The organism is Citrobacter tructae (assembly GCF_004684345.1).
In the GTDB taxonomy this organism is placed as follows: domain Bacteria; phylum Pseudomonadota; class Gammaproteobacteria; order Enterobacterales; family Enterobacteriaceae; genus Citrobacter; species Citrobacter tructae.
On sequence record NZ_CP038469.1, the window covers coordinates 4,109,451 to 4,122,065 of the forward strand.

The 12,615-nt window shown below is 53.8% G+C and carries 11 protein-coding genes; 5 read left to right on the forward strand and 6 right to left on the reverse strand.

From position 1 onward, the window contains the following. Positions 1-26: 26 nt before the first annotated feature. Genes E4Z61_RS20370 through ttdA form a run of 3 tightly spaced genes read right to left on the reverse strand, consistent with a single transcriptional unit; the run spans position 27 to position 3,052 of the window. A complete protein-coding gene (locus tag E4Z61_RS20370) occupies positions 27-1,490 on the reverse strand; it encodes an anion permease (RefSeq protein ID WP_135324293.1) in 1,464 nt (487 codons plus the stop codon). Positions 1,491-1,538: 48 nt separating this feature from the next. Next, positions 1,539-2,144, reverse strand: coding sequence for a L(+)-tartrate dehydratase subunit beta (gene ttdB, locus E4Z61_RS20375; protein ID WP_135324294.1), 606 nt, complete (start codon positions 2,142-2,144; stop codon positions 1,539-1,541). Beyond that, a complete protein-coding gene (gene ttdA / locus E4Z61_RS20380; RefSeq protein WP_135324295.1) occupies positions 2,141-3,052 on the reverse strand; it encodes a L(+)-tartrate dehydratase subunit alpha in 912 nt (303 codons plus the stop codon). The genes ttdB and ttdA overlap by 4 nt, the downstream gene beginning before the upstream one ends. A gap of 209 nt (positions 3,053-3,261) precedes the next feature. Here ttdA and ttdR point away from each other — a divergent pair, with 209 nt between their 5' ends. Next, the gene (gene ttdR, locus E4Z61_RS20385) at positions 3,262-4,194 is read left to right on the forward strand and encodes an L-tartrate utilization transcriptional activator TtdR (protein ID WP_135324296.1); all 933 of its coding nucleotides are present in this window, start codon (positions 3,262-3,264) and stop codon (positions 4,192-4,194) included. Positions 4,195-4,240: 46 nt separating this feature from the next. Here the strand turns inward: ttdR and plsY are convergent, their stop codons facing one another. Next, a complete protein-coding gene (plsY, locus tag E4Z61_RS20390; protein WP_135324297.1) occupies positions 4,241-4,858 on the reverse strand; it encodes a glycerol-3-phosphate 1-O-acyltransferase PlsY in 618 nt (205 codons plus the stop codon). 106 nt (positions 4,859-4,964) lie between these two features. Here plsY and folB point away from each other — a divergent pair, with 106 nt between their 5' ends. Together folB and bacA are read left to right on the forward strand one after the other, a co-directional pair. Beyond that, the gene (gene folB, locus E4Z61_RS20395) at positions 4,965-5,333 is read left to right on the forward strand and encodes a bifunctional dihydroneopterin aldolase/7,8-dihydroneopterin epimerase (protein ID WP_135324298.1); all 369 of its coding nucleotides are present in this window, start codon (positions 4,965-4,967) and stop codon (positions 5,331-5,333) included. An 86-nt stretch (positions 5,334-5,419) separates the two neighbouring features. Further along, positions 5,420-6,238: an undecaprenyl-diphosphate phosphatase gene (gene bacA, locus E4Z61_RS20400; RefSeq protein ID WP_135324299.1), complete on the forward strand. Its 819-nt coding sequence runs from the start codon at positions 5,420-5,422 to the stop codon at positions 6,236-6,238. Between the two features lie 20 nt (positions 6,239-6,258). On the opposite strand, the gene E4Z61_RS20405 is transcribed toward bacA, so the two are convergent. Both E4Z61_RS20405 and E4Z61_RS20410 read right to left on the reverse strand, forming a co-directional pair. After that, positions 6,259-7,494: a multifunctional CCA addition/repair protein gene (locus E4Z61_RS20405; RefSeq protein WP_135324300.1), complete on the reverse strand. Its 1,236-nt coding sequence runs from the start codon at positions 7,492-7,494 to the stop codon at positions 6,259-6,261. Positions 7,495-7,555: 61 nt separating this feature from the next. Further along, positions 7,556-8,176: a TIGR04211 family SH3 domain-containing protein gene (locus tag E4Z61_RS20410; RefSeq protein WP_135324301.1), complete on the reverse strand. Its 621-nt coding sequence runs from the start codon at positions 8,174-8,176 to the stop codon at positions 7,556-7,558. A gap of 241 nt (positions 8,177-8,417) precedes the next feature. Between E4Z61_RS20410 and E4Z61_RS20415 the strand changes: the two genes are divergently transcribed. Together E4Z61_RS20415 and glnE are read left to right on the forward strand one after the other, a co-directional pair. Then, positions 8,418-9,719, forward strand: a complete 1,302-nt coding sequence (locus E4Z61_RS20415) for a CYTH domain-containing protein (protein ID WP_135324302.1) — start codon at positions 8,418-8,420, stop codon at positions 9,717-9,719. A 53-nt stretch (positions 9,720-9,772) separates the two neighbouring features. After that, positions 9,773-12,613, forward strand: coding sequence for a bifunctional [glutamate--ammonia ligase]-adenylyl-L-tyrosine phosphorylase/[glutamate--ammonia-ligase] adenylyltransferase (glnE, locus tag E4Z61_RS20420; RefSeq protein WP_135324303.1), 2,841 nt, complete (start codon positions 9,773-9,775; stop codon positions 12,611-12,613). Positions 12,614-12,615 lie beyond the last annotated feature (2 nt).

The following is a 12,615-nucleotide window of genomic DNA, read 5'->3' on the forward strand; positions in this document are numbered from 1 at the left end:
GCGACGATAAGCCGCCCCGGCAGGATTTACAGTAAAACCAGAGGCATCCACACCAGACCGGTAATCACCAGTAGTACGAGGAATATCAGGCCGAAGATTGCGCCAAGTCTCCAGTAATCAACCGTCGGCAAGTAGCCGCTGCCGTAGTAGATAGGGCTTGGCCCGGTCGCGTACGGGGTAAGAATACTGCCCAGACCAATGGCTGCGCCGACCATCAGGCAGAATACCGGCAGCGGGATTTCCGGCATCGCCAGTGCGGCGGCAATCATCATCGGTGCCAGTGCAGAGGTATAGGCCGTGGCGCTGGCAAAGAAATAGCGCAATAAATAGAACACCACGATCAACGCCACCATCACCATTATCGGCGAGTAGCCGCTTAACCCGTTTGCCAGCAATTTGCCGAACCAGGAGATAAAGCCGGTATTGTTTAGCCCGGTGGCAAGGGTAATCAGTGAAGCCAGCCAGAAAAAAACGTTCCATGCCGCTTTATTACTAACGATGTCATCCCAGCAGATGATGCGCAGTACCAGCATCAGCGCCACCACGCTGTAACCCACCATCGCGGCATCGATATAGTCACCGCCAAAGATCCACAGCACCAGTGCACCGACCATCAGTACCAGCATCTTTTTCTCACGGGCGCAGAGTGGCCCCATCGCCTTCAGCTCGGATTCCGCCCAGCGTGGGACCTGATCGCCAGATTTCAGTACCGGCGGGTACAACACGTAAGCCAGCCAGGGTACGATCAGCACCAGCAAAATACTCAACGGCAGCATGCCCAGGAACCAGTCGCCCCAGCTCAGCGCGGTGTGAGAAGCACCTTTCATCAGGCCGATCAACAGCAGGTTTGGTGCCATCGCCGTTAAGAAAATGGCGCTGGTGACGCAGTCGGCGACGATCCCGATCCACATAATATAAGAGCCAATGGAACGGGCGCTGGGATCATTGGGCTGCGAGTTATACAGCGGTGGCAGGTTGCGAATGATCGGGTAGATAATGCCTGCACCTCTCGCGGAGTTAGACGGCGTAACGGGGGCCAGGATCAGCTCGGAGAACATCACCGCATAGCCGAGAAACAGCGTCCGATGCCCCATCTTCTTCACCAGCATTAGCGCGATACGCCGACCCAGGCCCGTCTTCTCATAACCGGTGCCAAACATAAAGGCAGCGAAAATCAGCCAGATAACCGAGTTAGAAAAACCCGACACCGCCCATGACAGCGATTTGGCGGTAAATTTAAATCCATCCTGCGCGAGTTGCTCAGGGCTGAACAGTAACCACGGCGACAGCACGGCAATGATCGAAATGCCAATCATCGCCACCACCGCGCCCGGAACAGGTTCCAGAATTAGCCCCACAATCACACCGGTGAAGACGGCAAAATAGAGCCATGTGTGGCTCTCAAGACCGCCAGGAACGGGCAAAACAGCAATAATGGCGATGACCACCAGCGGAGCCAGGTATCGCCACCAACCAGCTAAAGGTGCCATTGTTATATCCCTGCGAAAGGGGGAGAGGTATGCGCCTCTCCGGGAGGGTTATTTGATGTAGTGCACGTGCTCGCAGATTTCGTCGACGATAGGATCGCGACGTTCAGCGAACAGCTTTTTATTTTCGGCGATCAGGTTGTTGCCGTGGGTATCGATGGAAACAATCAGAGGGCCGAACTCTTTGACTCGACACACCCACAGGGATTCCGGCATGCCCAGCTCCGTCCAGTGCACTTCTTCAATTTCTTCAACCTGCGTTGCGGCGACAACCGCACAGCCGGCCGGGAAGATCACGTGCAGCGCTTTAAACTGCTTACAGCCTTCTTCCGTCAGCGGTCCCATACCGCCTTTGCCGACCACCAGCTTGACGCCAGTCTGCTCGATAAACTCTTTCTCAAAGGCTTCCATACGCATGCTGGTGGTTGGGCCAACGGAGACCATCTCCCATTTTTCACCATTTTTACGCACGATCGGTCCGGCGTGGAAAATGGCTTTACCGTTCAGATCGTAAGGGATCGGGCGCTTTAACTCGATCAAGCGGCGGTGGCACACGTCGCGACAGGTCACCAGCGTACCGGAGAGATAAATGACATCGCCGACGCGAATGTCTTCCAGGTCTTCAGCTTTGATCGGGGTTGTCAGGATCTTTTTCATAACGCGCTCCGGGTGTGAGACAGATTTTCGAAGGAGAGATCGGCATGAACCCGCAGCGTGCCGCGACGGTGCGCCCAGCAGCCGGTAGAAACAGCAACACCGATAGTCGACGGGTGGCGCGCGGCGGATTCGATATGCACGCCCATCACGGAACTGTTGCCTGTCAGCCCTTGTGGGCCAATGCCCAGGCGGTTAAGCCCTTCCTCAAGACGTAATTCCAGCTCGGCGGCTTTGGGATTTGGATGGCGTGAACCAATCGGGCGCAGTACGGCTTTGCGTGATAGCACGGCGGCGGTTTCAACGGACGTCGCGATCCCTACGCCTACCAGCACCGGCGGGCATGCGTTGACTGCCAGCGTTGAGATGTTCTCAAAAACAAATTTCACTACGCCTTCGTAGCCTTCGGAAGGCATTAACACCTTAGAGCGTCCCGGTAGCGTACAGCCGCCGCCCGCCATATAGACTTCAATTTCTGCGTCGTCGCCGTCAGGGATGATGTCCCAGGTGACCCACGGCACGCCGGTGCCGGTATTTTTGCCGGTGTTCACTTCGTCAAAAATCTCTACCGCATTGTGGCGTAGCGGCGCTTTCACGGTAGCGTCTTCAACGGCCTGTTTCAGAATGCTTTGCAGTTCACCCAGCAGCGGAAAACGCGAGCCGACCTTCACAAAGAACATGATTTCACCGGTGTCCTGGCACGCAGGGCGATTCAGGTCGATTGCCTTTTGCATGTTGTCAAACATGGTGTGGTAGATAATTTTACCCATCGGCGAGGTTTCGCCTTCGCGTAGCTGTTTTAATTTATCTACGACGTCGTCGGGCATACGGGTAGAAATCATGGCGGTAAAGTCTGCGACAATGTTAGTCAGCGTATTTATCGCATTTTGGTTATTTTGATTGCTCATCATGTCAACTCCAGTTCTTTTATTTATCTGGAAATAAATTCTCCGTAACAAACTACCATTAAAAATAGGGTTTTATATTTTTAAGAGCTGTGAATAACCAATTAACAGTTCGTGAATGATGTCGTTTAAGGCAATAAAAATTGCGCAAAGGCAGGGTTTAATATGTTCGAGGGAATTACACTGCGGCTAACACCCTCATGGATATCCTGAATATGCTTAACACTTATCCCCTGGCAAAAGACTTACAGGTCCTGGTTGAAATTGTTCATAGCGGCAGTTTCAGCGCCGCCGCCGCGACGTTGGGCCAAACGCCCGCGTTTGTGACGAAACGCATTCAGATCCTTGAGTCCACGCTGGGGACCACGTTGTTAAGCCGCTCCGCGCGCGGCGTGGTATTAACGGAGAGTGGACAACGTTGCTATGAACATGCGCAGGAGATCCTTGCCCGCTATCAGCATCTGGTGGATGACGTCACGCAGATCAAAACGCGGCCGGAAGGGATGATCCGTATTGGCTGTAGCTTTGGGTTTGGTCGGAGTTATATTGCCCCAGCTATTACCGAATTAATGCACAGCTATCCTGAATTACAGGTACATTTTGAATTGTACGACCGGCAAATTGATTTGGCTCAGGATAATATTGATTTGGATATTCGTATTAATGATGATATTCCTGATTATTATATTGCGCATTTGTTAACGAAAAATAAAAGAATATTGTGTGCAGCGCAGACATATTTACAAAAATATGGCGAGCCAAAGATGCTACAGGAATTAAGTCGCCATGATTGCCTGGTAACTAAAGAACGCGATATGACTCACGGGGTGTGGGAACTTGATAACGGCCAGGAGAAAAAATCGGTCAAAGTGGCGGGACACCTTTCTTCCAACAGCGGTGAGATTGTGTTGCAGTGGGCGTTACAGGGAAAAGGAATTATGTTGCGTTCCGAATGGGACGTGCAGCCATTTCTGCTCAGTGGTGAATTGGTTCGCGTACTGCCGGAGTATGCACAAAGCGCCAATATCTGGGCGGTGTATCAGGAACCGCTGTATCGCAGCGTGAAGCTGCGGGTATGCGTGGAGTTTCTGGCAACGTGGTGCCAGCAGCGGTTGGGCAAGCCGGTTGAAGGGTATCAGATCCTATAAGCGGTGGGCCGGATAGACGCATTCGCGTCGTTATCCGGCAATACACTCACTCGGGATCTTTTTCGCGTTTTTTCTTCAACTTGGTCCAGATCTTCGTCTCTTGGCGACGCCACAGGCGCTGGATGTTGTCATGATGGCGCAGCAAAATTAAGCACGACAGCATGGAAACCGGGAAGGTGAACTGCGGTTTGAACCACCAGACATAGAACGGGGCTATCAGAGCGCTGACGATGGCGCCTAACGATGAATAACCGCTGAGTAAGACGGTTAGCAGCCAGGTGCCCGCCATTACGCCGGTTAAATCCCAGCCAATCGGCGCAATGGCACCAAAGGCGGTGGCGACGCCTTTCCCACCTTTAAAGCCGAAGAACACCGGCCAGATGTGCCCCAGGCAGGCGGCAATAGCAATTAACCCCAACCAGAAAGGACTGACGCCTAGCGCGTAGGCACCCCACACGGGTAACATACCTTTCAGGACGTCAAAAATCAGCACGGCTACGGCGGCCCCTTTGCCACCGATTCGCAATACGTTTGTCGCGCCCGGATTTCCAGAACCGCTGTCACGCGGGTCAGGCAATCCAGCGAGGCGGCATACCAGAATGGCACTGGAAATTGAGCCGCAGAGGTACGCGAAGATAATCATTCCAGGCGCGATTGCACTCATAAGCTGTTCCGTTTTGAAAATGTCGTGTAAAACGCTACTTCCATGGATAATACGCATATTTCGCCGGAAGTGGTATCCGGGTTAGCCAAAAAGCAGGCAGGTCGTGATGGATATTGTATTTATAGAGCAACTTTCGATAATCACCACTATCGGTGTTTACGACTGGGAACAAACGATTGAACAAAAACTGGTGTTCGATATCGAAATGGCGTGGGATAACCGCAAGTCAGCCAAAAGCGATGATGTCGCCGATTGTCTGAGCTATGCTGATATTGCGCAAACGGTTGTCAGCCATGTGGAAGGCGGGCGTTTTGCGCTGGTTGAACGTGTGGCGGAAGAGGTGGCAGATCTCCTGCTGAGCCGTTTTAATTCCCCGTGGGTACGCATTAAGCTCAGCAAGCCTGGGGCGGTAGCCCGGGCGGCAAACGTCGGCGTTATCATCGAGCGTGGCAATAATCTGAAAGAAAATAATTAAATTAATAATATCTAAACCAAACGGGTATAAAAGAGTCCTAACGTTGGCTCTTGTTTTGCCGTGGTTTTCTATCTAGGGGTTAATTGATGAGTGATATGCACTCGCTGCTGGTGGCGGCAATTTTGGGTGTGGTCGAAGGATTGACGGAATTTCTACCCGTTTCCAGCACCGGCCATATGATTATTGTTGGTCACTTGCTGGGGTTTGAAGGTGATACCGCAAAAACATTTGAAGTGGTGATCCAACTGGGCTCTATTCTGGCGGTCGTGGTGATGTTCTGGCGACGCTTGTTTGGTCTGATTGGTATTCACTTTGGTAAAGCCCCGCATGAAGGAGCCGGGAAGGGACGGCTGACGCTGGGGCATATCCTGTTAGGGATGATCCCGGCGGTGGTGCTGGGATTGATTTTTCACGATACCATCAAATCATTGTTTAACCCGGTCAACGTGATGTATGCGCTGGTGGTGGGGGGCGTGTTGCTGATTGTCGCGGAATGCCTGAAACCAAAAGAGCCGCGTGCGCCGGGTCTGGATGATATGACCTATCGTCAGGCATTTATGATTGGTTGCTTCCAGTGTCTGGCGCTGTGGCCAGGATTTTCCCGCTCCGGGGCGACCATTTCAGGCGGTATGCTGATGGGGGTGAGTCGCTATGCGGCATCGGAATTCTCATTCCTGCTGGCAGTGCCGATGATGATGGGCGCCACGGCGCTGGATCTCTACAAAAGTTGGTCGTTCCTGAGTACGTCAGATATTCCGATGTTCGCGGTGGGCTTCGTGACGGCGTTTGTGGTGGCGTTGGTGGCGATCAAAACCTTCCTGCAACTGATTAAACGTATTTCGTTTATTCCGTTTGCGATTTATCGTTTTGTGGTGGCAGCCGCCGTTTACGTGGTGTTCTTCTAAAAAATCGCCGGACGCGCTGCCTACGCTTTCGGGCAGCGCTGTTCCTTCCAACTGGCCACCGCAGCAATGCGGCGTCGGGTCAGCTCCTCGCGAATATCAGGTCCTTTGAATCCCGCCTCAACGACATCTTTCGTTGGTACGATCTGCGCGACCAGCCAGGCCTCTCGAAGTAGTCTGCCCTGCGGATAATCCGCAGCTTCAAAACCGGTTCGACCCCGTACGTCGGCCTCGCTGGTCAGGGCAATTTGCTCCACACGATGCGGTTTACGCCAGGCATCGATAGAATCAAAAAGCTTAACGATGGTTTTCGGCTGCAGGATCGGGAAGGTGTGAATCAGATCGTGGAATTCTGCCACCAGTTTGGCTAAATCGCGGATGTCATTGGGTACGCGCAGGCGCTGGCAAAGTTGTTCTACCAGCTTGACGCCCGCAGGACCATGACCATGATGGCGCGGCCACAGCGATTTTGGCGTCAGTGCCTTACCCACATCGTGGCACAGCGTGGCGAAGCGCACATCAACGTTCGGGCTTAGCATGGCTGCCATCGACAGCGTCATCAGTGTGTGAATGCCGGTGTCGATTTCCGGGTGCCACTGGGCCGGTGCAGGGACGCCAAACAGAGCATCTATTTCCGGAAACAGAACGCGCAGTGCGCCGCAGTCGCGCAGGACCTGAAAAAAGACCTGCGGATTACGGGTGGTTAACGCATTTTCCGTTTCTTTCCATACCCGTTCCGGCGTCAGATGTTCCAATTCTCCGGCGGTAGTCATCTTGCGCATTAGCGCCATGGTTTCATCGGCGATGCGAAAGCTGAGGTGCGCATAGCGGGCAGCAAAGCGCGCTACGCGCAGTACGCGCAGCGGATCTTCGCTAAAAGCGGGGGAAACATGGCGCAGCAGACGATTTTCCAGATCGCGACGTCCGTGATACGGGTCGATAATCTCCCCGTCATCATCGCGGGCCAGTGCATTGATCGTCAGGTCACGGCGCTGGAGATCGGCTTCCAGCGTGACGTCTGCAGCTGCATAGCAGGTAAATCCGGTATAACCTGAGCCCGATTTTCGTTCGGTACGTGCCAGCGCATATTCTTCACGCGTTTGCGGATGGAGAAAAACAGGAAAATCGCGGCCTACCTGCTGGTAGCCCGCGTCAAGCATTTCTTGCGGCGTGGCACCGACAACAACCCAATCTTTATCTTTAATCGGTAGCCCTAATAATGCATCCCGAACAGCTCCACCGACCAGATAAATCTTCACGCCACTTTCCTTTTGAAAAAATCATCCCTTAATCATATGTCAGTGTGGCGGAGAAGGCGATTCAGTTCATCCAGCGATCTTTGCGTTTACGGCTTGGGATCATATGCGGGAGCACCAGGCCGAGCAGCAGACCCAGCCCCAGCACGCCGCCGCCATACATAAACCACTGCATGATGATGGTACGCTGCTTATCATCCAACTGCAGGTTGGCGGCGCTGACTTTCTTTTGCGCCACGATAAGCTCGTTCTTCAGCTTCTGGTTTTCTGCTTTTAACCCGTCAATCACGCTGTCGCTTTGCGCCACTTTTTGCTGCATATCGGCGGTGCGCTGATTCCATGTGGTATCGATATTATTGAGTTTATCAGTCAGCGTTTTAACCTGGTTTTCCAGATCCGGAACGCGGGTACGCAGGCTTGGCGTACTGTTCAACTCTTTCAGTGGGATCCAGGCCGTACGTCCGGTACTGTCTTTCACCTGGGCGTAGTTGGTGCTGGCATCGGTCTGTAACAGAATAACTTCCTCGCCGGCGTTAACCGTACCCACGAGGCGATAATTATCCCCTGGACCACTGCGGACCCAGGTGTTCAGTTCATCAGAGACATAGCGCTTTTCTTCGGCATGGGAGACGGCAGTGGCGCTAAGTGCAAGTAAAGTTAATCCAATCAGGCGTAAATTTGGCATCAGGCTGTCGTTATTGTCATAGAAAGTGGAACGATAGTAGTGGCATCAGTGTCTCTACGCAAAGCATTCGACATCAATCGGAATCATCTGTGTCCTTTTTGCCACCACTCGAAACTTTTACGCCCGTCAAATTGCTCGTTGCATGGCAATTTGGCGCAAAATACTATCTACTGACAATCAAGAACGAACTTAGTTCGCAGTCTGTTTACTCAACTGTGACATAACCCATAAGTACAAGACCATGGCCCAGGAAATCGAATTAAAATTTATCGTCAACAATGATGCTGTCGATGCGTTACGCGAACGTCTGAATACGCTGGGGGGAGAGCATCATGCGCCCAGCCAGTTGCAGAATATCTACTACGAAACGCCGGATGGATGGTTGCGTAGCCACGATATGGGGCTGCGTATTCGCGGTGAGAACGGTCATTATGAAATGACCCTGAAAATTGCCGGGCGGGTGACGGGCGGTTTGCATCAGCGACCAGAATATAACGTTGCGCTGAGCGCACCAGAACTGGATCTCGCGCTGCTTCCAGCCGACGTCTGGCCGAATGGCGAACTGCCAGCCGATCTCGCCTCTCAGGTACAGCCGATGTTCAGCACCGATTTTTACCGTGAGAAATGGCTTGTCGAGGTTGACGGTAGCCAGATTGAAATCGCTCTCGATCTGGGAGAAGTGAAAGCCGGTGAATTCGCAGAGCCTATCTGTGAGCTGGAACTTGAGTTGTTGAGCGGCGATATCCGTGCGGTGTTGAAACTGGCAAATCAGCTGGTTGCGCAAGAGGGGTTACGCCAGGGTAGCCTGAGTAAAGCGGCGCGTGGTTATCATCTGGCGCAGGGGAATGCGTTGCGTGAACTGAAGCCGACGAGCATTCTGCAAGTCCCGGCGAAGGCCAGCATTGAGCAGGGGCTGGAAGCAGCGCTGGAGCTGGCATTGTCGCAATGGCAATACCATGAGGAGTTATGGGTTCGCGGGGTAAAAGGCGCAAAAGCCGAAGTACTGGCGGCGATGGGGCTGGTGCGTCACATCCTGATGCTGTTTGGCGGGAATGTTCCACGTAAAGCGAGCGCTCACTTACGTGATTTGCTGGCCCAGTCGGAAGCCACCATTGCTTCCGAAGTTTCTGCAGTGTCTGCGGTTTACCACCCGCAAACGGCGATGGCAAAACTGGCGCTCACCGAGTGGCTGGTGACCAAAGGGTGGCAACCGTTCCTCGATGCAAAAGCGCAGGCCAAAATTGCCGACTCCTTCAAGCGTTTCTCTGATACCCACCTTTCTCGACATGCAGCTGAATTGAAAACGGTTTTTGCTCAGCCATTAGGCGATCAGTATGCCGATCAGATCCCGCGCCTGACGCGTAACATCGACAGCATTCTGATGCTGGCGGGCTACTACGACAAAAATGTGGCAGCGGAATGGATTGCTAACTGGCAGGGCTTACGCCATGCCATCATGACGCGCCAACATATTGAAATTGAACACTATCGTAACGAAGCGATCTCTGAGGAGCCATTCTGGCTGCACAGCGGTAAGCGATAATCAGGCCCACGAGGCTGAACCCTTGATCGCAATTTGCAAAGGATAACCCGTAAATGCAGCAGCTCTCTTCATCGTTACAGCAGTACTGGCCGACCGTTGTTGAGCGGCTGCCAGCAGCAATACCTGAAGCGTCGCTTAGCATGCAGGCGAAGTCAGTGCTCACATTCAGTGATTTTGTTCGCGACAGTCTGATTGCCCATCCCGAGTGGCTGGCAGAGCTGGAAAGCGCGCCGCCGCTGGCGGATGAATGGCAGCACTATGATGGCTGGCTGCAGCAAGCATTGACTGACGTCTCTGATGAGCCGGCGTTGATGCGCGAGCTGCGCCTGTTTCGCCGCCGTATTATGGTGCGCATTGCCTGGGCGCAGACGCTGTCGCTGGTAACGGAAGAGAGTATTTTGCAGCAGTTAAGCCATCTGGCTGAAACGCTGATTATTGCTGCTCGAGACTGGTTGTATGATGCCTGCTGTCGTGAGTGGGGAACCCCGTGCAGCCTTGACGGTACCCCGCAGCCGCTGCTGATTTTGGGGATGGGAAAACTGGGCGGCGGCGAGCTGAATTTTTCCTCTGATATCGACCTGATCTTCGCCTGGCCGGAACATGGTTCGACGCAGGGCGGGCGGCGTGAGTTGGATAATGCGCAGTTCTTTACCCGGATGGGCCAACGGCTGATCAAAGTGTTGGATCAACCCACCATGGATGGGTTTGTCTATCGGGTGGATATGCGCTTACGTCCGTTTGGTGACAGCGGTCCGCTGGTGCTGAGCTTCTCTGCGCTGGAGGATTACTACCAGGAACAAGGGCGCGACTGGGAACGCTATGCGATGGTTAAGGCGCGTATCATGGGTGATACTGACGGCACTTACGTCGCTGAACTGCGCGCCATGCTGCGGCCTTTTGTCTTCCGTCGGTATATCGATTTTAGCGTGATCCAGTCTCTGCGTAATATGAAAGGGATGATTGCCCGTGAAGTCCGCCGCCGTGGTCTGAAAGACAACATCAAGCTGGGGGCGGGTGGTATTCGTGAAATCGAATTTATCGTCCAGGTTTTCCAGTTGATTCGTGGCGGGCGCGAACCGTCACTGCAATCCCGTTCGCTGTTGCCTACGCTTAGTGCCATTAATGCGCTGCATTTGTTGTCTGATACCGACGCGGATCACCTGCGCGCGGCCTATCTCTTTTTACGTCGTCTGGAAAACCTGCTGCAGAGCATCAACGATGAACAGACCCAGACGCTGCCGGGCGATGAGTTGAACCGGGCGCGTCTGGCGTGGGCCATGAATGCGGGTGACTGGCCGCAGTTGACCGATGCCCTGGCCGTTCACATGGGCAATGTGCGTCGGGTGTTCAATGAGTTAATCGGCGATGACGAAACTGATACCCAGGAAGAGTCGCTGTCGGAACAATGGCGCGAGCTGTGGCAGGATGCCTTGCAGGAAGATGACACCACGCCGGTGTTGATGCATCTGAAAGATGATGATCGACGTCGCGTGCTGGCTCTGATCTCCGATTTTCGCAAAGAGCTGGATAAGCGCCCCATTGGCCCGCGTGGACGCCAGGTGCTGGACCATTTAATGCCGCATTTGCTGAGCGATGTCTGCTCCCGTGATGATGCCTCTGTGCCGCTGTCGCGTATTACACCGCTGCTGGTGGGCATTGTCACCCGCACGACCTACCTGGAGTTGTTGAGTGAATTCCCTGGCGCGCTAAAACATCTGATTTCGCTGTGTGCCGCCTCGCCAATGGTCGCCAGTCAACTGGCGCGCTATCCGCTGTTGCTCGACGAATTGCTGGATCCTAATACCCTTTATCAGCCCACCGCGACCGATGCTTACCGTGATGAGCTCCGTCAGTATTTGCTGCGTGTGCCGGAAGATGACGAAGAACAGCAACTGGAAGCACTGCGTCAATTTAAGCAAACGCAACTGCTGCGTATCGCAGCGGCCGATATCGCCGGGACGTTGCCCGTTATGAAGGTGAGCGACCACTTAACCTGGCTGGCAGAAGCCATTATTGATGCCGTGGTCCAGCAGGCGTGGACGCAAATGGTCGCCCGCTATGGGCAGCCGATGCATCTTGGCGAGCGCGAAGGGCGTGGTTTTGCCGTCGTTGGTTATGGCAAGTTGGGCGGTTGGGAGCTGGGCTATAGCTCGGATCTTGATTTGATCTTTCTGCACGATTGCCCGATGGATGTGATGACGGACGGCGAACGTGATATTGACGGACGGCAGTTCTATCTGCGTTTGGCTCAGCGCATCATGCATCTTTTCAGTACCCGTACGTCCTCCGGCATTTTGTATGAGGTGGATGCGCGGCTGCGCCCGTCAGGCGCCGCAGGCATGCTGGTGACATCAACTGAAGCCTTCGCCGATTACCAGCGCAACGAAGCCTGGACATGGGAGCATCAGGCGTTGGTACGTGCTCGTGTGGTGTATGGTGACCCGCAACTGACTTCTCAGTTTGATACCGTACGACGCGATATCATGACGCTCGCCCGTGATGGAAAAACGTTGCAGACCGATGTGCGTGAAATGCGCGAGAAAATGCGTACCCATTTGGGCAATAAGCATCGCGATCGCTTTGATATCAAAGCGGATGAAGGCGGGATCACCGACATTGAGTTTATTACGCAATATCTTGTGCTGCGCTATGCCCACGAAAAACCAAAGCTGACACGTTGGTCGGATAACGTGCGTATTCTGGAATTACTGGCGCAAAACGACATTATGGAAGAGCAGGAAGCCCTGGCGCTGACCCGCGCCTATACCACGCTGCGTGATGAACTCCATCACCTTGCCCTGCAGGAGCTTCCGGGCCATGTGGCGCCGGAGTGCTTCAGCGCTGAGCGCGCGCTGGTGCGTGATAGCTGGCAGAAGTGGCTGGTTGCCGAGTGAAG